This is a genomic window from [Clostridium] scindens ATCC 35704 (assembly GCF_004295125.1).
In the GTDB taxonomy this organism is placed as follows: Bacteria; Bacillota; Clostridia; order Lachnospirales; family Lachnospiraceae; genus Clostridium_AP; species Clostridium_AP scindens.
Map to the genome: position 1 here is coordinate 235289 of NZ_CP036170.1, position 22377 is coordinate 257665.

24 protein-coding genes and 2 pseudogenes are annotated in these 22377 nt (G+C 44.4%); 1 reads left to right on the plus strand and 25 read right to left on the minus strand.

Going from position 1 to position 22377, the window contains the following annotated elements; all coding sequences use genetic code 11:
- Positions 1-136: 136 nt before the first annotated feature.
- Positions 137-931 carry a pyrroline-5-carboxylate reductase gene (gene proC, locus HDCHBGLK_RS01085; protein ID WP_009248793.1) on the minus strand — a complete coding sequence of 265 codons (795 nt, stop codon included), beginning with the start codon at positions 929-931 and terminating at the stop codon, positions 137-139.
- Positions 932-1136: 205 nt separating this feature from the next.
- Here proC and HDCHBGLK_RS01090 point away from each other — a divergent pair, with 205 nt between their 5' ends.
- On the plus strand, positions 1137-1778 hold the full coding sequence (locus tag HDCHBGLK_RS01090) for a GntR family transcriptional regulator (protein WP_004606842.1): 642 nt from the start codon (positions 1137-1139) through the stop codon (positions 1776-1778).
- 116 nt (positions 1779-1894) lie between these two features.
- On the opposite strand, the gene HDCHBGLK_RS01095 is transcribed toward HDCHBGLK_RS01090, so the two are convergent.
- From HDCHBGLK_RS01095 to HDCHBGLK_RS01205, 24 genes and pseudogenes are all read right to left on the minus strand, one after another.
- On the minus strand, positions 1895-2539 hold the full coding sequence (locus HDCHBGLK_RS01095) for a Spy0128 family protein (protein ID WP_009248794.1): 645 nt from the start codon (positions 2537-2539) through the stop codon (positions 1895-1897).
- Positions 2529-3344, minus strand: a complete 816-nt coding sequence (srtB, locus tag HDCHBGLK_RS01100; protein WP_004606844.1) for a class B sortase — start codon at positions 3342-3344, stop codon at positions 2529-2531. Before srtB ends, HDCHBGLK_RS01095 begins: the two co-directional genes overlap by 11 nt.
- 40 nt (positions 3345-3384) lie before the next feature.
- Complete coding sequence (locus HDCHBGLK_RS01105; protein WP_004606845.1) at positions 3385-4431, minus strand: Spy0128 family protein; 1047 nt, start codon at positions 4429-4431, stop codon at positions 3385-3387.
- Positions 4432-4502: 71 nt separating this feature from the next.
- Positions 4503-5042, minus strand: coding sequence for a signal peptidase I (gene lepB, locus HDCHBGLK_RS01110; RefSeq protein ID WP_004606846.1), 540 nt, complete (start codon positions 5040-5042; stop codon positions 4503-4505).
- Between the two features lie 3 nt (positions 5043-5045).
- Positions 5046-7415 carry a DUF7604 domain-containing protein gene (locus HDCHBGLK_RS01115; protein ID WP_130574550.1) on the minus strand — a complete coding sequence of 790 codons (2370 nt, stop codon included), beginning with the start codon at positions 7413-7415 and terminating at the stop codon, positions 5046-5048.
- Positions 7416-7722: 307 nt separating this feature from the next.
- On the minus strand, positions 7723-8586 hold the full coding sequence (locus HDCHBGLK_RS01120; RefSeq protein WP_004606848.1) for a tyrosine-type recombinase/integrase: 864 nt from the start codon (positions 8584-8586) through the stop codon (positions 7723-7725).
- A 344-nt stretch (positions 8587-8930) separates the two neighbouring features.
- Positions 8931-9269 (minus strand): annotated as a pseudogene (locus HDCHBGLK_RS19905) (transposase); the annotation flags it as partial.
- 198 nt (positions 9270-9467) lie between these two features.
- Positions 9468-9782: a DUF6618 family protein gene (locus tag HDCHBGLK_RS01130; protein ID WP_004604849.1), complete on the minus strand. Its 315-nt coding sequence runs from the start codon at positions 9780-9782 to the stop codon at positions 9468-9470.
- Between the two features lie 13 nt (positions 9783-9795).
- Positions 9796-10602: an ExeA family protein gene (locus tag HDCHBGLK_RS01135; protein ID WP_004604850.1), complete on the minus strand. Its 807-nt coding sequence runs from the start codon at positions 10600-10602 to the stop codon at positions 9796-9798.
- Positions 10602-11870, minus strand: a complete 1269-nt coding sequence (locus HDCHBGLK_RS01140; protein ID WP_039909679.1) for a DDE-type integrase/transposase/recombinase — start codon at positions 11868-11870, stop codon at positions 10602-10604. Before HDCHBGLK_RS01140 ends, HDCHBGLK_RS01135 begins: the two co-directional genes overlap by 1 nt.
- Before the next feature lie 90 nt (positions 11871-11960).
- Positions 11961-12554: a DUF6431 domain-containing protein gene (locus tag HDCHBGLK_RS20160; RefSeq protein WP_368444840.1), complete on the minus strand. Its 594-nt coding sequence runs from the start codon at positions 12552-12554 to the stop codon at positions 11961-11963.
- Positions 12555-12817: 263 nt separating this feature from the next.
- A pseudogene (locus HDCHBGLK_RS01155) lies at positions 12818-13693 on the minus strand (IS110 family transposase); the annotation flags it as partial.
- Between the two features lie 1071 nt (positions 13694-14764).
- Entirely contained in the window at positions 14765-14923 is a 159-nt protein-coding gene (locus tag HDCHBGLK_RS18865; protein ID WP_004606853.1) for a hypothetical protein, read from the minus strand.
- 115 nt (positions 14924-15038) lie between these two features.
- A complete protein-coding gene (locus HDCHBGLK_RS01160; protein ID WP_004606854.1) occupies positions 15039-15380 on the minus strand; it encodes an ATP-binding domain-containing protein in 342 nt (113 codons plus the stop codon).
- 2 nt (positions 15381-15382) lie between these two features.
- Positions 15383-16216, minus strand: a complete 834-nt coding sequence (locus HDCHBGLK_RS01165) for a tetratricopeptide repeat protein (protein WP_233440722.1) — start codon at positions 16214-16216, stop codon at positions 15383-15385.
- A gap of 39 nt (positions 16217-16255) precedes the next feature.
- The gene (locus HDCHBGLK_RS01170; protein WP_004606856.1) at positions 16256-16777 is read right to left on the minus strand and encodes a hypothetical protein; all 522 of its coding nucleotides are present in this window, start codon (positions 16775-16777) and stop codon (positions 16256-16258) included.
- A 175-nt stretch (positions 16778-16952) separates the two neighbouring features.
- On the minus strand, positions 16953-17144 hold the full coding sequence (locus HDCHBGLK_RS01175) for a hypothetical protein (RefSeq protein WP_004606858.1): 192 nt from the start codon (positions 17142-17144) through the stop codon (positions 16953-16955).
- Positions 17145-17480: 336 nt separating this feature from the next.
- Positions 17481-18146 carry a hypothetical protein gene (locus HDCHBGLK_RS01180; RefSeq protein WP_004606860.1) on the minus strand — a complete coding sequence of 222 codons (666 nt, stop codon included), beginning with the start codon at positions 18144-18146 and terminating at the stop codon, positions 17481-17483.
- Positions 18147-18833 (minus strand): YesL family protein, encoded by a 687-nt coding sequence (locus HDCHBGLK_RS01185; RefSeq protein WP_004606861.1) that lies wholly within the window; start codon positions 18831-18833, stop codon positions 18147-18149. It abuts the gene before it with no gap.
- A gap of 80 nt (positions 18834-18913) precedes the next feature.
- A complete protein-coding gene (locus HDCHBGLK_RS01190; RefSeq protein ID WP_039909681.1) occupies positions 18914-19918 on the minus strand; it encodes an ABC transporter ATP-binding protein in 1005 nt (334 codons plus the stop codon).
- Between the two features lie 64 nt (positions 19919-19982).
- Positions 19983-20777: an ABC transporter permease gene (locus HDCHBGLK_RS01195; protein WP_039909682.1), complete on the minus strand. Its 795-nt coding sequence runs from the start codon at positions 20775-20777 to the stop codon at positions 19983-19985.
- A 3-nt stretch (positions 20778-20780) separates the two neighbouring features.
- Positions 20781-21572 carry an ABC transporter permease gene (locus tag HDCHBGLK_RS01200; RefSeq protein ID WP_039909683.1) on the minus strand — a complete coding sequence of 264 codons (792 nt, stop codon included), beginning with the start codon at positions 21570-21572 and terminating at the stop codon, positions 20781-20783.
- Positions 21573-21743: 171 nt separating this feature from the next.
- Entirely contained in the window at positions 21744-21890 is a 147-nt protein-coding gene (locus HDCHBGLK_RS18710; protein WP_154323024.1) for a hypothetical protein, read from the minus strand.
- Positions 21891-21901: 11 nt separating this feature from the next.
- Positions 21902-22339 carry a DUF6271 family protein gene (locus HDCHBGLK_RS01205; protein ID WP_004606866.1) on the minus strand — a complete coding sequence of 146 codons (438 nt, stop codon included), beginning with the start codon at positions 22337-22339 and terminating at the stop codon, positions 21902-21904.
- Positions 22340-22377: the final 38 nt, after the last annotated feature.

The window sequence follows — 22377 nt, forward strand, 5'->3', positions numbered from 1 at the left end:
GCAGTTCCGGTCAAATCCCTTGCCAGCCCGCCGCAAAAAGGTTGAACCAGAACCGCCCCTGATTGAAACTTGATACTATCTTAACTCATATTTCAAGATTTTAGGACATTGTACTGATATTTATACAATATTTATGCTACATATTCTTTGAAATTTCTTCACATACCTTCATGGCCTCAAAGATTGCGCTTCTGAATCCGCGTTCTTCCAGTACGCGTACCGCCTCGATCGTAGTTCCTGCCGGAGAGCAGACCATATCTTTGAGATCCCCAGGATGCCTGCCTGTATCCAAGACCATCTTGGCGCTTCCAAGAACTGCCTGTGACGCAAACTGATATGCCAGTGGTCTTGGCATGCCGCCGGAAACAGCCGCGTCAGCCATCGCTTCAATCATCATGAAGACATAGGCCGGGGAACTTCCGCTGGTGGACACTACCACATCCATCAGGCGCTCAGGAATCATCTCGACACGGCTGAAACACTCCAGCAGCGTACGGATATATGCCATCTCCTCTTCCGTTATGTGCTCGTTGGGGCATGCCGCCGTCATGCCGGCCCCCACCATTGCAGGCGTGTTCGGCATAGTGCGCACGATCTTAACATCCTTGCCAAACTTCTCGGCAAGCCATGCAAGCGTCTTGCCCGGAGCGATCGTAATAATGATCTGGCTCTCCTTAATATCTCCCTTGATCTCATTGATCACATCCTCATAAAACTGTGGCTTAACCGACAGCACGATGACTTCCGCCTTGTCTACGACTTCCTTATTGCTGTCTGTCACCTGAATGCCGAACTGCTCTTTTGCGCGTTCTCTTCCCGGAGCAAATAGATCCGCTCCGATAATCTCCTGTGCCGGAATGATCTGCTTCTTTATAATGCCGCCCATTATTGCTGATGCCATGTTTCCTGTACCAATAAATCCTAATTTCATCTTCCATACCTTCCTTTGCTCATGAATTGTACGAGTTTCTTTTGTATACATATTTTTTATTTGTATACAATTTTATTCTTACAACGACTATACTATGCAAATCAAAGAAAGTCAATAATTATCTTGCATTTCCCCTATAAATACGTTATGATTTGTATACAATATCATATTTCGTATACTCATACAGAAAACAAGGAGGTCCCCTATGGCCAATAAAAGCGCCTCTCTCGCAGACCAGGCCTATGAAAACATAAAAACGAATATTTTAAACCTGACCTATCCTCCCGGCATGGCTTTGACCGAAGCCCTGCTCTGCAGCCGGCTGGGTATGAGCCGAAGTCCTGTCCGCGCAGCCATTCACAGACTGCAGACAGAAGGATTGATCGTATCCGACTATTATAAATCCATGACGGTCAAGGAAATCACAGATAAGGATATCAACGAAATCTACCAGTTGCGGGAATTGCTGGAAGGGGCCGCATTCAAGCTGATCTTTACTACCGGCCGCAACGAGGAATACTCTTACCGCATTGAGGAAAAGGTAGTCCGCATGTGCGCTGCTGCCAATGACCTTTATGAATGGGAAGTGGCAGATACTGCCATGCACATGGAAATCGTCAGTATATTCGACAATGACAGAATCAACCGGATCTACGAAAACAACCTGTCCGAACTGATCCGCATGGGCCAGTACTCTGTGAAGAATGGAATGCATATCCCTAAGACCAATGAAAATCTTAAAAAGATGGTCCGCCATATGAGAAAAGGAGACTATGAGAAAGCCTATGCCATACTAACGGCAGATCACTTTGGTACCGGAAAGGACAGCGCGCTTAAAGGCAGATAACTTTTAAGCGTAGGACTGATACCAAAAGAGAATAAACCTCCAACTGGCAAGTTTATCTTACATCAGTTTGGAGGTTTATACAATCGTTGGGATATTCCCTTATTTCTCAGAAATATTTACTTTTCCCGGTCATTCGCTGTTCTGTTAAGTCTTACTCTCCGGATAAATACCAGCGTCAGAAATGCCAGTATAAGCGCTGCCGCATACCACAGGATTGCAGTGTCATCCCCTGTTTTTACCGGCCGCGGTGTATCCGCTGGTGTCGGAGCAGGCGCAGCCGGAGCAATATACGCATGTTCAAACCGGATACAACTGTACTTCATTCCTGCTTCATCCAGTACGATTATCTCCGCTCTCAGACCATCGTCTGTATTTTTCACATAAACTTCCACTGTATACACAGTTTTGTCATATATGTAATTTTCTTTTTCCTCCGCCGTCTTCAGTTCTACACGATAGCGGTAAATTCCGCCATGTACATATTCCATAGGGCCGATTTCCTGATTCCCTGTGCCCGTCATGGCAAATGTATAACTTCCGTCGGCGCTTCCTTCCGGCATGGGCGCATTTGCTTCCAATGCTGTCAACTGATAGACAACTCTTTCTGTCTGATTTCCATCAAATGTCTGACTGATCGGCAAATACACAGAAACACCGTCTTCTCCCGCCGCATAGACCCGGCTCCCTACACCGAACAGCAGAAGAACTGTCAATAATCCACAAATGATTTTCTCTTTCCACATTCTATTTCTATGGCTCATTCTCCCTCTCTCCTTCATCCTTTATCCCATACGCAGAAGCCGCTTCCCTGATTACCCCAACCAGAATGTGTCTCCCGTTCGTTGCATCCGATGTACAGGTACTAAGCAAAAGGAGATGATCCGATGTATCAACCTGTAACTGACGCAAATACAGCGCTTTCTGAAAAATGGTATTCAGATATTCCTGCCTTCCATCTTCTGTCACAGCGGGTTGATAGATCGTACTGTCATAAGCATCTGCTTCCAGGAAAGCAAAAAAGTCGACCTTATGATTACTTCCGCCATAGTACAGATTTCCACTGGGATGCGCGTCAAAAAATGTTCGATTCTTAAAATCTGCCAGGTCTCCAAACATAGCATGATCCGCCATATGATGCCCATACAGAATCGAATTAAAATCCGTAAAATCCTTTTGATTTCTGTAATCCAGGAAAATGCTTCCGGCCAGGGAATACTTCCCTTCCGCATCTGTATTTACATACTTATCGTTATCTGACGCCTGTGTGACCGGATAATCAATATGTGTCCCATCAACTGTCACCCAACCGATTACCTCTGGATTCAAAGCCTGCAATTCTTCAAAAGATTTGCTCTTATCCTCTGTCGGTTTATATACTTCATACCGATTGGTATCTGCTGCCTGCAGAATCTGTTTGGAATCCCACAACACATAACATCCTAAAGCAAAAAGCAGAAGAAAGGCGGTCAGCACCGCAAAATTTACGGCGCCGTCCAGAAGCCTTATCGTCAGTCTCCCGGCAGATCTGCATATATGCTTCCCTGGTTTTTGCTGTCTACTCACCATTCGCCTCTCTTCCCGCCGTTTTATCCTCTGTAATACACGCTTACCGTGCAACTTTTCTTCTGATTACCAAGTATCCCACAAGCCCTGCAGCTACAGCAAGAATCAGAATTACGAAAGGCAGGTTGTTCATAATGATACCAGTAATCGGTACATCCTTGTATGTGTTTGTGAAAGTAACTGTATTGGTTCCTTCTCCTGCCAGATTGGTTTTTCCGGTTTCTGCTGTAGCAAGAGAATCTGCATCTGCTGCCGTTTTATTAGTTACAGTTTGTGTTCCATTTTCTACAACAGTTACGCTCGGAGCATATCCATCCGCTGCTCCAACCTCTGTTACCACATATCTGGTACCTGCCGGCAGATTGCTAAATACTTTCTGCCCACCGTCTGCCAGTGTAAAAGTATATTCCTGACCAAACGTATATGTATCATTCCCAGATACAAAAGTGCTTCCATCGTATGTAGCCGGTTTTGTAAATGTTACTTTAAATGTAAACGCTTTCGTTTTATCTGCCAGAGCGCCCTTTGTGTGTTTGGCAACCGTTAAAGAAGTGGTTTTCTCAAATTTGTTTACAAATTTAATCGCGTCCTGTTTTTCTTCTGTTCCAGCAGCTCCTGATTTTGCTGCAGTAATCTGATCAATTGCCAACCCACCATTTTCTGTGTTTTTCACATATACACGTACGGTATAAACAGATCCATCGTAAGTCACTGTGCCATTTTCAACAGAGGTTGCCCCTGCAGTTTCCTTTACCGTGTAGGTATATACACCGGCATGCGGGAAGGTCACTCCACTAAAGATCTCTGCTACAGTCTTACTTGAAATACCGGAAGTTACTGTATCTGCATTGGAATAATCAACTGTTTTCGCTGAAATGACCGGAGCATCTGCTTCCAAACCCGCAAATGTAAACGTGAATGTAATGCCCGGAACCGTAATTCCCTCTGCAATCTGAAAATCTTTCTGGATTTCAGCCTTTGCTGTAGGTACTGTAGGTTCCTCTGCGGCTGATACTACCGTTCCCATGCACATGACGGCCGCCATCAATCCGGCTGCTGCCGCTGTTTTGAACTTTTTAAACTTCATCATTTTTGAAATCCTCCTTCATAATCTTAATGACTTATTATATAAATTATCGTCCAGATGGCCTGAAGATAAATTTATATCCCTCTGTTTCGAACCAGAGTCAGGACTTTTCCCAGCGTATCCTGAATCGAAACCGGACCATAGATCCGGCTATCGGTACTGTGTTCCCGTCCGTCTCCCAACAGAAAAACCTGCCCTTCTCCCACAGTCAAAGGGAATGCAACACCTTCCGCATATCTGTCTGTTGTCCCGTATATTTCCGTCTCCTGCTGGATTGCCCCATTGACCATCAGACCGTTTTCGTTGATATCTACCGTATCACCCTCTACGGCTATTACTCGTCTGACCTGTGTTTCTCCTCCCTGTTTCAGGATGACCACATCCGAAGCCACATACTCCTTATCCAGTCTGTAAAAAATCACCAGGTCTCCGTCTTTCACGGCTGGTCTCATGGAATCCCCCGTAAACCGGAAGATTCCAAACACCGTGGTAAATGACAGAAGAAAAATGATAAGAATCATCCCGATTTTCAAAAGCAGCAATCCCAGCTCCACAGCCAGCGATGGCTGCTTTTTCCTCTGCTGATCATTCTTCTTCTCTTGCATCTTTTTCATTGACTACTGTCTCCGGCCGTGTTTCCTGCGAACAACGATTCCAAAGATCAATGCTGCTGCCGCAAAAACACTTAGCATCAGAATCCCCATCGTCCATCCGCTGCCCATTCCCGAGATTCCTGTTATCGGCACCTTTTCAAGATTGTTGATGACTGTTACGGTCTGATCACCCTCCTGTAAAGTCCCATTATCATCAGCCTTATACTCAACCTCATATTCTTGAGCGCTTTCAGGCTTTTCCTCAACCTGATACGTTGTTCCAACCGGAAGTTGATGCAGCGTAAAGGTGTCCTTGTGTCCCAGTTCCACCGTGATCGTTCCATTTGTTACTTCCTGTTTGCCTGTCTGCGTTGTACCATTCACTGTTTGTGAATATGCATAGGTTCCAGTCAGCAGAGCATTCTTTGCATCTTTCAGTGTTATAGTAATCTCGAATTTTTTCGTCTTATCCCCCATGGTGCCAGTCACTTCTTTTGCAACGGTAAGGGATGGCTTCCGGCTGTTGGTAACCGTAAATCCGTTTGTCGTATTTCCACTTACAGCGCTCTCATATCCCTCCAAAGCCTCTTCTTTCACTGTGTAGGTATGACCTTTCGCCACATAAGTGAATGTTCCCTTCCACTGGTTGCCTTCGGTCAATTGCAGCGTTTTATATGGTGTTGCAGCCGCATCCTGATACAGAGATACCGTTACAGCCGGTTTTTCCACACCCTCTGGTACACCCTTCCAGACTTTCGTTACAGGAATCTGCATTGCGGAAACCTGAACTACAGGCTGTTCCACGTAAGCAACGGTATGAGGTGTTCCTTCTCCTGTCTTTCCGAAAGTATAGGTCAGTGTTGCGCTTTCGTTGGAATAGAAACCAGGCTTTCCGGAACTACTTTCATTTCCCGGGGCGTCACTGTCTGCACTGCCTGTATCAGGATACTCGCCTTCTAAGTTTGCATAGTCATCGTATGCTTTCTGTGTAGGAACCACATCAAAGTTCACCGCATACGTGGTATCCTTGTCAAGAACAAAGCCGTCTTTAAATGTTGCTGTAACCATCTTACCATCTTCACTCAGCGTTACCGTAATCGTATCCTGACCTGTAATATCAGTTACCTTTCCATCTTTCGTAGCAGTTACAGTATAATGATTAGTCAACGTTCCCCCCGGAATCTTTACATACTCACTGAGGGTATCTGTGATCGTTACATTTCTGCAGATGAACTCTGTTGTCTCTCCTACGATTTCCTGGAAAGCCTTTTCCAGCGCTTCTGTATTATTTGCCGGATAGAAGCGTTTCTCCGAAGCCTTGGAATTATTCGCCAAATTTGTCAGGAACTCAGAACTCGAAGAAGATGTCATTCCAATGGTATAAAATCCCTCCAGCCCTGTGATTTTCTGTACCTGTGCTATTGCCTTTTCACGGGCTGTTGGACTGGATCCACTTCCGGGTCCTTTTGTATATCCATCGTCTCCATAATAAAAAGTGGCATCACCGTCAGACAGGAAAATAACGAATTTCTTCGCATTCTCTCTGCTGCCTTCCAATGCCGTTGCTCCGGTGCGAAGTCCCGCCTCGCAGTTTGTTCCGCCCTTCGCCTGGATGTTATTTACTGCATTGTTTACTGTGTCTTTTTGTTTTGTCCATTCCTGTATTATCTCTGCATCATCGTAGCGTTGATCTAGAAAGTCGTTGCTACCACTGTACGTTACAACTGCCATCTGGGCATCAATCTGTGTATTTCCAAAAATAGAATCCGTCAGACCGCCCGTTCCTGTTACAACCTGTTTCAAGACATCCATTCTGGACGGTTTTCCAACTTTATCCGTATCCATTTTCCAGTTCATACTTCCCGACTTGTCAACGATCAGCAGAACGTCTATCATTGGTTTGGTCGTCTCAGAGTCATACATTCCCTTGACATTCAACGTCAAAGTGTAATCATTCTCTGCATTTTTCTTAATATACTTCTGATGTTCCGGCGCTGCCTCCGAAGCCGCACCTCGGCTTAGATGAACTGCCACCGGATTTCCCGCGCCTACATTCTCCGCTTCCGGAACATCCTGCTCTGTTATTCCTTCCGTTGCCGCTTCCTTTTCCGGCGTCACTTCAGCATCCGACACAGCGCCTGTATCTGCAGTTTTTCCGTTGCCGGAACCGTTCTCCGGGCTTCCTTCTGTATTTAGAATTTCGTCTGTCCCGTCTGTGCTGCTCTCCGTCCCCGAAGTTTCTCCGGGCACTGTTTCTGCCGACACTTCCTCTGCCTTCACCGTATCTGGAATTTTATTGCTCTGGTTTTCAGCAAAAACCGGAACTGTACAGAATATCAGCAGCAGGCCCATCACGAGTGCCAACAATCTCCTTTTTTTCTTCAATCCTTTCATTGAATCTCCTCCCTGAACCGCATCACTGTTCATTCAGTGTAAAGCAAGTTCTTCTCTATTCTATGCAACATAAGAATAGTTATGTTGTCATTTTGGTACTCATTTATGAATAAAGCAAGAAAGACCCGAAGAAATCTGAAATCTTTTCAAAGAAAAAACCTCATGGATTTCTCCGGGTTTTCGTGATGCCGTTTTGGGGTTGAATTGTTTAAAATTTCTTGACATCTCACTCAGATTGGACTATACTAATGAACAAAGAGCAAGTTTTTCACCGTTTATGTATGATTCTATGACAACATAACTATTCTTATGTGGTGCTCCACTCGCTTACCAAATCTAATGTTTCTATATTTTTGATCCACACCTGTATTTTTTCTGTCGTATATACCCTTGTAATCTCCAGACTGCTGTGTCCTAAGATTTCCGCCAGATTCACCAGATTGTTTGTTCCTTTATAAAACGTTCTGGCAAAAAGATGTCGAAGGTTATGCGGAAATATTTTGTCCGGATCCACTCCGGCCCGTCCTGCCAGACTTTTCATCTCTTTCCATATATTTGATCGATTCTTAGGGTTGCCGTTTCTGGTTCGGAAGATCACGCCGGTCTGGATTCCTTCTCTTTCCACATAACGCTGCAAATTCTTTTTTAACATTTCAGGCATGGGAACCATCCTGTATTTTCCTTTATTCCATACTTTTACCATACCGCTCCTGAGGCTTTCCACTGTAAAATATTCCAGTTCGCTTACTCGAATTCCCGTAGCGCACATCGTTTCCATCATCAGGGCCAGTTGTACCCGCCCTTCTTCCATAGCCGTTTCCACTAACCGCTTATAATCTGTCTTTTCCATTTCTCTGGCCTCTCCTGTCAAAAGTGTTCCCTGCACCCGGATTCTTTTCAGTTTCAATCTTTCCCCGCCCAGAAACTCCAAAAACTGATTGAGGGCGGCCAGCATAGAGTTTACACTGCTGATTGCATAATGTTCAACCAGCCATTCTTTATAGGAAAGCAGCTGCTCTTTGGTAATCCTTCGATTCTCGCCCATAAAATTATAAAACGTCCGGATATCTGTAAGATACTTTCTTATGGTAGCCTTGGCATTTTCCCGCTCTCTCAGATATACAGCAAATTCCTCCATACTCTCTTTTTTCATCTCTATTCCATCTTCCATCTTGTTTTCTCCTTTCTTTTCATGCGTCTGTCCATTCGTATTCCTTATTTCCCGTATTTAGCATCACCGATCTACAGTCCAAATATACGCACAAGAACGCATCTTCTATCAACCACCTTCTTTTTACTCTCATTCTTTAGATAACTATAAGACGCCGAACTCAAAATGAGAAGACTTTACATGCTGAACAATATTTCACGATAAATATGTTGTCATAAAAACCTGCTAACAAAAGTCAAGTATTTTTTGGCAGGTTTTTTAAATTATTTAACTAATCTATTTTTGGGTATGACAAAAAGGCTGGCTCTGTGCTCCAGCCTGTACGAACTCGCGGATTTTATGTTCTATTGATAAACAGCCATTACTCTTGCATAATAAATCCGCAGAAATTTATTCAACCCTGCAATCTTTGCATGTTTCTTGCTTTTACCTTCACTTTCCTTTTTCAAAATATAGTTGTATACAGCATCATCTTTTGGAGCAGGATGACTCTTAAGGACTCTCATCACCTCATATCCGACCTTCCTGAGCGTTGAAGAACCTCGTTTCGTTATCTTGCGTTTTGAACCAATAAACTGTCCCGATTCATACGGCGGCGGGTCGATTCCAGCCCATGCTATGAGTGCCTTTGCGCTGTGCAGTCTTCTTATATCGCCAATCTCTGCAATCAGTTTAACTGCAAGTGTTGGGCGGCGAATTGAGGGAGACACAAACAGCAAATTATTTTTCCAACTTTTCTCCCGTAGACTGCGCAGTGCCTTCTGCAAATGCATAATGCTGTCGAAAATGTTGCACACTGCCGGTATTGATTTTTCCTTTGAAACGCAAAAGGCCATAGATCCTGTCGTAAGATCCACGGCCACAAGATGCATATAGGTGGTTCATTGTTTGTCAGCCAGAGTCGGGAGATAAGCCAAGCCAGAGGCAACCGTAACTGCATCTACCTTCCGCATCAGACTGCTGAGCCGCCCCTCATTCCAAAAAATATCAGAAAAATCAGACAGTTCACATCCTACATCATGGTTCGGGATACAAAGGTAATTCCCATATTTATGCTGCCCGGCCAGGATGTGGAAGTAAGTCCCCCGCCCATTGATCTCTGCTTCATACCACCCAGGCCGCCACCGTAATAAGAGGATCTTTCCTGTCCAGATTTCCCTGCGGGGACCATCCCTGAGGATACAGTTATATTCCATAAGCAGCACCTCCCTACCCAAGATTCTGGCTGCTGACGGAGGCTAGTATCACTTCTGTGTCGATCATCTTCTTCTCCATCTGTGCGCCAAGGGTGAGAGCGTTAGTCATGAGGTTGTCCACCAGCCTGGGACTTCCCTGGGAGTGGCTGTGGACCGCGGAAAGGGCGGCCTGCTCTATGATGGAGGAAGAGCCTCCCGCACAGGTGATCTTATGGAGCACGTACTGCGCCACCTCCGAATCAGAGAGACCGGAGAAGTTGTAGTGCACAGTGATCCTCTGCCGCAGGGCTTCATGAACGGGCTTGCGCAGGGTATTGTTAAGATGGGGTTCCCCGCACAGGATGAGCGTGAAGCAGTTCAGGGAGTCATAGCCGTAGTTCATGAGCATTTTGATGTCCTCCAGGATGCCTGTGGATAGGTACTGGGCCTCATCAACGGCCAGGAGGAGGGGCTGCTTCTTATCCTTGTAAAGGTAGAGGATCTGCTCCTGTATGGCGCGGAACATCCCGGGCTTACCGCCCCTTGGCTCCACCCCCAGGACGGAGCAGAGCTGGCGGTAGAACTCCATGACGCTTACGGTGGAGAGGCAGATGTACTCCATGTGGTAGAGGTTGGGGTTGAGTCCTTTTGCAAAACAGCGCAGGGCGAAGGACTTGCCCATGCCGGGGCGTGCCGTGAACAGGCCGATGCCCCTGGTATCTTTTAAGTAGTCCAGCCGGGAGAGCATCTCAGAAATGTCCTTAGAAAGGAAACGGTCTTTCTCCCGGGCCATTTGTTTATCAAAAGGATTGAAAGATAATCCATAGTAAGAACGGAACATCAACAGCCACCCCCTAACTTTGAGTAGTCAATGCCTGGTGCGTTATTGCGCTTGGTCCTGCAGTTTTCGTTCTTATCCGTAGGCCGGATGGGGTAATGCTCCCCTTCGTAAAGGATGAAGGCGGAGGACATGTCATCCGGAAGGAACCGGATCTCCACTTTTGATGAGATGAACTGCATGGGGACGTCGTAGGCCACCCTGTCGATGGAGACGGTAGAATCCTTGTTCACCTTCCTTGTAATACGGTTCAGGAAGCATTCCTCCAGCCATTCCCTGGACTTAGGCCTGCGGATGGAAGAACGGGTCTGCTGGTAGCGCGCAAGGGGTGTAGTGCCGATGCCGGAATGGACGGAAGTGTTGTAGGAGCGCATGTAATCCTTAAGGAGCCCGTTGAACTGCGCCAGGGAGGTGATGGAATCCATATCCAGGGTATAGAGCCAGGTTTCCTTGAGTGTCCTGAACTGGCGTTCTATCTTGGCTTTGGAGGCACCGTCCCGTACTTTTGTATGTAAAAGGACGGTGCCGATGGAACCGCAGATCAGGGAGAGCTGCGCACCCACGTAGCTGCAACCGTTGTCGACATAGAGCTTAGACGGGATCCCGTGAGCGGCCACGGCATCCTTGAGCACCTTCTGGAAGTTGTAGGCCGTATCATTATAGAAGAGTCCGCCGCCCACCAGGAAACGGGAATGGTCATCAATGACCAGGATGCAGTAGACCCTCCTGCGCTGGCCGTTTTCCGTGATATAAGGAAGGTAACAGGTATCCGCCTGCCACATTTTCCCAAAGGCATCTTCCTCGAAGGCCTTCCTGTCCCTCAGGTTTGGGTTGGATGCCGATTTCAGGTCATGCTTCTTCACAAAACGCTGGACTGCGCAGACGCTGACGGAAGCAGGGATGAAGGCTTCTTCCACAAGATGTTTGTGGATCTGGGTGGAATTCAGTCTTGGGAAAGCCGCCTTGAGCCGGCAGATTTCTTCGATGGCGGTATCTGGCAGCACCCGGGTGGCACCCTTATCGGAGCGCTCCCGGGGCATAAGTGCGTCGATGCCGCCGTTCTGGTAAAGGGATACCCACTTGCTGATGGTTTTGGGGCTATAGCGGAACACAGAACCATCCGGCAGGGTGAGAGGGTTCTCGGTGATACGCTGGTAGTAGGCGTTCCTGGACGCATCTGGGTAAAGGTCATGGATGACCGGTGCAATGAGCGCGAGCCGGAACTGTGCCATGGCGGCTGCATCCGAAAGGTTCTTTTGATTGTTGTCCATAAAAATATCCTCCTTAGGTTGTTTTGCACCATTATGAGGGAGGTGGGGAAAGGAAGCCATACCTATGGCGTGTGGTTGAGGGAAAGCATTTCACGGGCCGAATACCTGCTGGCAGTAAGGCGCCGGATTCCTATGGGACTGGAGGAAGGATTTCGCAAAGCGGCGGACAAAGGCGGAAGCAAAATCAGAATAGGCGGGTTGGATGGACAGAGCCTTCAGGAAAGAAAGGGCGGATATCTCCACGGAAGAGAGGATGCCCAGCCATTCCACCTTCTGCACACGGAAAAGATCCAGCCATCGGCGCAGCTGGGAAAGAGAGATGGAGAAGCGCTCGCAGAGTCTCTCCACGGTAGACAGGTGCAGGAAATACTCCGCCAGGACACGCAGGAGAAAGAACAGGCCATAGCCGGAGTAGGGGATGATGAAGTCCGGAAGGATGGCATGGGTATGGCCGCAGGTACAGATAAGGCGCAGAATGCAGAGGCTGTGGCGGACAGGGGTGCCACCCACGAAGTCCACCAGAGAACGGCCATAGTAGGCATGGATCCGGCAGCTTCCCTTAGCCCCACAACAGGGACAGGTCTGCAGCTCAGGGCAGAATCCCTCCATGAAAGAATCAAACAGGACTTTAGATGAAGTTTTTATACGAATCAGCTTGCAAAACAGGGAGTTTTCTCTTATCATAGTATATGTCGGTAGTGCCGGAGTCACAAGAGTGGGACATGATCCCGTATATGGCAGGCACACTGGTGTATGAGAGAAAGAACGAACTGTAGGGGTGCTGTTCTTTCTCTTTTTTTCGTTCCATAAAAACTATATCGGAACAGCATGGAATGGTCAAGAGGAAAACGTGCTGCTTCCTACAGCACATTCTTATAGACGTTATTTGGGACTTGAGATTTTAATTTGACGTTTTTGTGCGGGAGATTTGAACTTTAGTTTGCGGGACGACATGCAAGGACATCACCTACTCCGCCCATTTCTCTGACCGTTGAATATTCCGGCAGGGTCTTCGCAAGTTCTTGCATTCGTGTTAAAATGAGAAACAGAGAACTATCTACAGTTCTCAATACCGATATCGCTTCCTGTACTAACATTTTGGTCGATGGGGTACCGGAAGACAGTGTGGAAATACCATTGGAAGCTAATTCATAGACTGCTTCAGCCTTGGATCTGCTTCGGTGGTATTTCTTTTCTTTTGCCCAGTCAAGATACTCCTCTGTGAATTTTTCAAGGCTCATGGCTGTGATTAGATCAAAATGCCAAAATTGCTCCACAAAGTCGCTGAGCTTGTCCTTGCCATTAGCTTCATTCCAACTGTTAAACATCTTCTTAATACCAGGCATCACATAATCCAGGATATGCGTCAATTCCTGCAATGCTTTCACGTGAAGTTCCATATAGTGTCGATACCTGCGACCTAAAAGTTTAAGCTCTGCATAAATTTCTTCATCACCTTTATATCTTTGTAATTTGAACCATTTCTCGATTCCGTAATTTGCAATCATTATTGAATCAAGTTTGTCTGTTTTTGCACCTCGAATACTGTTGTCCTTTGCATATTTCTTCATTGCGAATGGATTAATAACAGATACGAAATATCCTTTTTCGTGAAAGAATGTCAATATAGGCAAATGATAAATTCCTGTAGCCTCCATCACGATCCTTATCTCCCCATCTAGCTTATTTAGCAGATCATCGAGAGCATTCAGCTCCTTCTCCCCATGCAGCATCTCAAAAGGACTACACATAATCTCTCCATACGGCTTCAGTATGCAGACTGTACTTTTTCCCTTGGATACATCAATTCCTACGCTTATCATCCAGAACCTCCTCTAACTGTTTTAGTAATTGTCCCAGCTACACTTATTACCATTCAGTTTAGTTGGTTACGCGGGAGCGAATCCCTACCTGCTTAATCGAATGCTTATAATAAGAGGTTGGTTAACGGTTTTTGTGACGGATGTGGCAATCCAAAAAAGCCGACGTTAGACCAATTACTCCCCTTATTATAATAAAATAAGTGCAGATGTCAGAGTTAATTACTCTCTAACAACTACACTTTTATGGTACTAAAAAAGACTTTGCTAAAATAAGACAAGGCACTACATGAGAATGGTAGGCGGCGAGTCCTTCAACAGAGGGACTGAACCCTCTGATTACATAGAAATCCTGCTTGCAGGAAATCTGGGAAAGGAGGGCTTGACTTATGAGTGACTTTGAAATGCTCTCCATCGTACTAATGATACTTAGTATTGTTGTAACGATTCTGATAGCGTATATAAATCTATCAAAAAAGTAACCGCCCTCAGCCAAAGGAATACGGTTACTTTTTTGTAACTTTATCAAATTTGGACCAACCAACTATCAGTAGTGCCTTTTTATATCTATAATATACCACCCTTTAAGCACCTTGTAAACATGTAACTTTGTAAACTTGTAAGCAAACTTGTAAGCATTTCAAACTGTTTTCGGTCAAATTCGGGTCAAATCCTCATAAGAATATATAACAATCTACAGTTTGATAGAATTTCAGAAATCCCGTATCTTCGGGCTTTTCAACACATTATAACACCATATAAATTAGTTCAATAGTACCTCATTCTATAAGAAAACAAAGAACGCAGCAATTCAATGGATTTATCTCCCAAAAGAAATACTGCGTTTTATCAAAATGTGGATTAAGGCGGAACACCGCCACTAGTGAAAGCGGTCTAAAAGACATATCACATGACTATTTTTCTGTATAACTTGGTTTTAAAGTTACTCTCTTATTTGGTACAATACAAATATCAAATATAGGCGGTGTTTTTATAATTGAACAACAGCAAAAGTTATTGATTTTATGTTTCACGCCTAAAAGCGTATTGAGGAATACTCCCCTTGATATGCTGCTAAAAAGGTACTCCCCTTGCCGGAGACGTTACAGGAAGCATGCCTTTATCTACCATATTTTCTTTTTTCCCTTCCTGAATATCTTTTTCTTTTTGTTCACGTTCAAGTTCTGGATTAATCGGTTTGTTAATCTTACTTACTTTTTTTCTCTTTTTCATATCAATCACTCCTCACTATAGATTTTCAAAACTAAAGCTGAAATTACTCTTTCCCTATTACAAGGCTTTCGTTTCGCTCAAGGCCATCTTAGTTCTCGTTTCTTCCGCAAAACAGTCAAATTTCCACTTTTCTGGATTCCCTGCTGTCTGGTCTCAGGCGTTGTGCCAGGCAGGTATTTCTTACGGTAGTCGTTTCATTTTTGATCGCATAATACACGGCTTTCTTCTCTCCCACCAAAACGAAGATCTTTTTCGCTCTGGTCACATCGGTATAGAGAAGATTCCTCTGCAGCATTACAAAATGGCTCATGGTAAATGGCATGACAACGATCGGGTATTCGCTTCCCTGGGCTTTGTGGATCGTTACCGCATAAGCAAGGGACAGTTCGTCCAGTTCGGTAACATCATAAATCACATCCTTGTCATCAAACCGGACTGTCAGTTCCCGTTCTTCCATGTCTACCTTTGTGATGGTTCCGATATCCCCGTAATGATTGGCAATTCATCGTCCTCTTCAAAATCTGGATTCATAAAATATTCTTCTATATATTCCTCTATATATTCATCATATTTCTTTATTGCCTTATCGATTTCCCTTTTTTCTTTCTTTTTACCCATTGCTTCATATAATTTTGAAGCCGCAATGAACATCATATCATTTTCGTCCAAGCATTCTGATTTATTTATAATGAATCTATCCACCAGCGTTTCTGCTGCATCATATTCTTTTGTACTTATATATGCATATACTCCTGAGGTAGCCGCCACTACATTTCCTGGCTCTTTTTGCATCCATTTTTTACAGAATTCCACAGATTCTTTTGTTCTTCCAAGTTCACGGAGCACAGTAGCTTTTCTAAATCTGATATCTGAACCAGTATATTCCGGCCATCCGAACAGTTCAAGCAAATCATTACACATCTTCAAAAGTGTTTCGTATTCCTCTCTCATATCAATTTCATCAAGGCAATCTTCAAGCCACCCTTGAATATCAAATGCGTAATCTGTAGCATCATCTATCATCTCTAATTCAGAGACAAATTGCGGATCAGACTTTCTTTCCTCAAGAATAATTTCTTTCATAAGTTCAAAAGCTTGTAGCCAGCAACTTCCATCCTTTTCAGTTCCTATCATGTTGAGATAGCATTTTCCTGTCAGTTTATTAAATCGTTTCCATTTCTTATTCAACATGCCTTTATCTCCATCTGTGTATTTTATAATGATTTCATCAGCGTTCCGCTTTTCTTTGCATCCATATGCTGCATCCGTCCTATTGTGCAGCTTGTGGATCATCTGCTCTGCCAGCAGGCGCATATCTTTTTTGTTTATGGCTTATCTGTCGCGGAACAGGTACTTCTTTCCAAGCAGCATCGCCAGAAGACCCAGCATGGAAAAGCCTGCAAGCACAATCCAAAGGGTCATGTTGGCGCTGTCGCCGGTCTGCGGCACATCAATGTCATTGTTCGGGTCATCGGCAGGCGGGGTATGTGGAGGTTTGCTTGCCACCTGCGTGCCGGTGTTAGGCGCAGGAGGCATAGGTTCCGTAGAAGTATAGGATACAGTTGGTTTTGTGGCATCAAAGACGCCATAAGTACCTGCCGCACGCTTCGGATTCGTCAACTTCACAGTATAGGTCAGCTGTACTGGTGCAAAGTTGCTTACGGGTACATTCATGGTCCATACAAAATGCTCCGTATCCTGCTTGTTTCCTTCCACATACTCCAGAACATACGGATAGGTTCCATTAACCGCTTCACCAAAACCATACGTCGTCTCATTCAAGGCTGTTACGGCAATGGACTGGCTGTTGATTCGTTTGCCAGATGGCTCACAAAGGAAGGTCCCCACTCTCATACAATGCCCTGTCTACGGGCATGGTTCTCCATCTCTTCCACTAATGTACTTACACTTTACCCCCGTATGGATAATCATATGCTCCATTATCCGCCTGAACCTGCCTGCCCGTTTCCTGCATCCAGGAATCCCAATCGGCTGGGGCGTCATTGCTGCCATATTTCAATACCATCGCTCACAAAACCAAGTACTTGCGCGAATGCTCGACAGCCGTGTCTTCGTCCAGCAGTTTCTTACCGGCCAGCAGGCCTGCATGTGTATTGGTTCCGGAACTGATGTCCTGCTTAATGGCATTCGCAATCTCACTGTAGTGAGACGACAGATCCAGAAGTTCTGTCACATTGGCTTTCTGATTGAAGATCACCACCCCCGGCAAAGACCGTCATCGGCAGCAGGAGCAGCACCATGCAGCACATGAGTAGGTTGCTGAGAAGTCGTTTTTTCCTGTTGCTTCCTCCTTGTTTTCAAGTGTTCTATAACATCTTTATTCTAGCTTATAGCGTTTTGGATTGCAATAGAAAACCAGCCTCTAATGTAGTACTGAGCACCCATGCTCTTTGTACTCCGCATCAGAAGCAAGTTCCTCAATTCGCTTGTAGAGAAGTTCCAACTTATCCGTAAGAGTATCAAAAGTAAGAAGGTACTCCGTCAGGATCTCGCCATAAAATAAGTTAATGGAAGAAAAAAATCAGGCATAGTTGGTTCAGCTACATTGCTGGAGATATTCCAGGAATCTGGCTGCCATGTCCTGATTCTTGCTTGTGACAGGGATGACTGCGCAGGCATCATCGTATAAGATCATCTCTTCTTTCTTCAAGATATTGTCTGATCCCAGAAGCAGGGCATCCTTTGCCATGCTCTTAGAAATATCCAGGTTATCTGCTTCCGGCAATTCTTCTATATTCATGAAACCATCCTGGCCGCTGTAACTTTCGTAGATTTCTTTGGGACATACCAGTACGTCGACTGCCTCCGCTCCGATCAATGTAGCAAGAGCTATCTTGGATGTGCTGTCCTCGGCATCGGCAGACAGGTTCGCCTGAATCTTAATAATGCCGTCTTCCGGCGAAATGCCGGCATATTCGGCGAAAGATTCTTCTAACCATTCAACCTGCTGGCTGTTGCCGCCTACCACGGTGATATTAATAAGTACCTCGGTGTGTGTGCCTTTATACATCGTGATTCCAAGATAGATAGCCCCTGCGATCAGAAGCGCCCCTGCAAGCCGTGATTTGTAATACATCCAGAGGTACTCTATTTTCTGTCCCAGGGTCATAACCTGCCAGGCTTCTTTGATTCGCCTCGCATTCAATTGACTCTCGTCCATATGTTGATCCTCTAACTGGTTTTTCATCTGTTCATTGCTCATTCAACTCCTCCTGCATTGCTTTTCCGGTGTATTTATGTGAGTATTCCGGGGTGGGGAGTCCTCTTCTGGTTCATACTTTTTAAAAATTCTGTCAAATATAATGCAAAAGATTAAAGCAATCACCGAAAAACCGCAGATACCGCTAACCATAATCACCAGTGCAAAAGTCGTTATCGATACTGTGTATAGGTAGAGAATCAGACCGCATACTGCAAGGAGAACGATAGTATAAGGAAGATGCCCTATTGCCATAAAAGCCGCATTCTTGAGCGCCTGCTTCGTCGTGCACACAAAATGCGAGATGATAGGAAACACATACAGGAACATACTGAGAAGAACTGCACAGACCACCCACAGGCAGATCCGGATCACAGCGAAGAGCATGGTATCCTGAGAATTAATAATATAAAAATCCATTCCAATGAATGCGATAATCAAAAGGTACAATACCCACACAATGGTGCTCTGTTTGAAATTCTGCCGGAAAGCCTTCCAAAAGTTCCGCCAGATATAAGGATCTTCTCCCCTAAGTATCTTCAAAGAAACATAGTAAAGCGCACTCAAAGATGCGCCGACCGTAATCACGGGAATGCAGCTCAATACAAATATCAGATTCAGCATTACCAGATCAAAGATCTTGGAGATAAACTGCATAATTGGATTATCTATATTAAATAAACGATTCATAGACAATATCCCTTTCTTATTGATTTTATTATAAATACAACATAAATGATTCTACCGGTGCGCTGAAATTAATGAATTCCTTAACTTATGTACTTATTATCCTCTTTTATAATCTCCCGGATAATTGTTTCAATATCTCTTCCCGAGATAACAACATCCTTAATCTCACACTGTCCGGAAACTTGCCCTATCATAGTCAGGCTATCTGTAACTGACGTATCGTATTCTATCCTGATGCTATATGGTGTCATATCCAACACCTCTGCCCCAGCCATCCGTAACCGTTCCTGGCGATACCAGGGATTCTTGTCCACTTCAAATTGAATCTGCTTTTTTGTGTTAAACTTCTGCTTTACCATCTGCATATCATCATCCACTACAATCTTCCCATGATTAATCAACACAATCCTTCTGCACAGGGATTCAATATCCTGAAAATCATGGCTGGTAACGATGAAGGTTGTCCTCTCTTCTTCGTTCATCCTGCGGATGAATTCTCTGATACGCGCCTTCGACTCTGCATCCAGACCTATCGTTGGCTCGTCCAGATAAACAATCTCCGGATTATGCAAAAATGCAGCCGCAATATTACACCGCATCTTCTGCCCCAGGGATAGTTGACGCTCTGGAATCGATAACAACGGGCCCAGATCCATAATCTCTGTAAACCGTTCCAGATTCTCCCTGTATCTCTGCTCCGGTATCTCATACATCCGCTGGAATAATCTGTAAGACTCAATCACCGGAACATCCCACCACAGAAGAGAACGGTTACCGAACACCACGCCAATCTTCCGGTTATTCTGAATCCTCTCTGTAAATGGATCACGTCCCACAACTGTGATGCTCCCCGCCGTAGGTTTCAGGATGCCACACAACATTTTAATTGTGGTTGATTTGCCGCTGCCGTTGGGGCCCACATATCCTACTGCCTCTCCCTTTTCAACGGTAAAGTTCACGTCATTCACTGCGCGAAGCACTTCGTAATCCGGCCGGAACATGGAGCAAAATGATGCTGCAATATTCCCTGTATTCCTTTTTCTCTTATACTCTTTTACTAGATGTCGTACTTCTATCTGGCTCATAGCATTTCTCCTAACTATACAGTTCCCCTCTCGGTCTGCATTTTCAATCCCCGTCAAATCAATGTTAATTCCCTGTACTTTCATATCCCCGGATTCCGGTTCTCCATATTACAGATCCAATCAATCCGATCGTGAGTGCACAGACCGGCATGGCAAATAATACCCAATTCCCAGATTTACCTGTCAGATATGCAGCAGGATAATATCCCACGAATCCAAAAGGAATGATGAACGTGAAAAAACACCCGATCATGGACGGGAACACGCTCAAAGGATATTTGGCGAATTCCCGGCAGGTCTGCACCAATACGGGAAGATCATTTCCCTGGATCAGCCAGAAATTAAGACTGTTGAAGATCAGATATATTCCAGAATTCACCGCAGTCCCACAGATTAAGAATTCCAATAAAAAGAATAGAGTTCCTATGCCAAGCCCAATGCCCAGATGTACCATAGAATAGATCATGAGTCCGATATATGCCGTCATACTGATTACCGCCTGATAATGGAACCGTTCACCTAATAACTGGATAAAGACAGACGCTGGACGGATCATATATACATCTAACAGACCATCCTTGACATGATAATTAATTCCCCAGATATTATCGAAAAACGACTGCCCAATTGCCTCAATAATTGCACACATGGAGAACAGCAGACAAAGTTCATACAGATTCCATCTGCCGAATCCTCCTGCCACATTCGCAATCGTCACCACGCCAAGGAATGCTGACGCTTCCCTCAGCAGCATTGACAGAATCCATATCACCGTATCTGCCGGATACTGGGTTACCATTAACAGACTGATTCTCTGATATCCATTCCATAGCCGGATATAATATCGTAACCGCCTCATCTTTTACCCTCCCTGTACTACAACGCGCTTAATAACATGGCTATATACCATTCTGGCAGCCAGCCACAATACAATCACCCAGATAACCTGAAGTCCGACAAAACGTATCGCCTCTGAGAATTTATATTTTCCCAGATACAGGTTCACCGGAACCGATACCATCCCCGCAAAAGGCATGTAGTTAAGAATCCGGCGCAGGTTCTCCGAGAATAAAAAGAGAGGCACAACACCACCTGATAAGATCGACAAAAGCGCGCTCTTCGTAAACATCAGCCCATGATAGCCATAAGTATAAAATGCACAGATTCCCACCATGAATTCGATAAAAAACATCATTCCTACCGATATGCAGATACTCAAGAAGAACAGAAGCAGGTTTCCGGCTCCCGCTGGAACTGTTCCTCCCATAACCGTCAAACCGACTAACGAGATCGGAATTCCTTTGAACAGCAGAAAGAACACGAATTCTCCCACTCTTTTTGCAAATAAGGTAAAAAACAAGGATACTGGTCTTAGGAGTTCTATACCGATATTCCCTTTGTAAATCCATTTGGACAATTCCACATTAATGCCGCCTGAGAACTGCGAAGACAGCATCCGGGACAATACCACGTATGTCGTCATCTGCGCCATCGTGAATCCCCGGAGCGTCTCCTGCTGCCGGAATACGTACTGCCATAGGAAGTAATAGATTACGATTGACGCGGCAGTTCCGGCTATATCAAACCAAAAGGCTTTCATATATGCAAATTTAGTTAAAAATGTCATCTTGACAAGATAATAGAATTTTCTCATTTTCGCTTTTATTATTAATATAGCCCTCTCTAATGGCTTCATATGCGTTTTTACTAATACATCGATATATTTGTGAATTTCTATTTAGTATAAAGAGAAACAGATGGCTGGCAAATAAGCAGGACCCCGAATTTAAACATTTTGCTATCTTTTCTTCAAACTCTTTTACTTTTATAATTTATATATTTGTTCCCTTGAAAAATCTTTGACATCTAAATTCCATTCGCCAAAATAATTCCCCCCAACAACCCATATATGCCCTTCTTTCACTTTGTTTTCAGTCAGTTCTGGCGGCAATTCACTTATCTTTTTCCCCAAAAACTTTATTTCTATTTCAATAGGGTAATTTCTTCCGCTTCTTTAAATTCGCCAAAGCATAACCTAGTATCAGAATCTCGTCTATGAAATGCATCACATCCTAAAGAACATGTAAATAATGCCAATTTATTCATAGCAGTCCCATAATTAGTTTCTGTTTCTTCAAAGATCTCTTTGATTTCAGGAGCCATATCTTCAAATAAATTCTCAAAATATGTTTTCTGCTCTTCTACTGTCAAATGGATAATTTCCAATTCTTCATACTGATTTTGTAATTCCATTATTATTTTCTTATTTTTTTCTGTAAAAGGTTCACTATTGGTTTCAACGATAACCAAAGGAATATTACGCTGCAAATTTTGTTTCGCATAATTTACCTCTTGAATATAACTTTTTACACATTTCTCAATTAATCTGTTTGTTGGCAAAAATAATACTGATTTCATCATTTTTCCCTCTCTAATACAATATATTTACATTTAACACA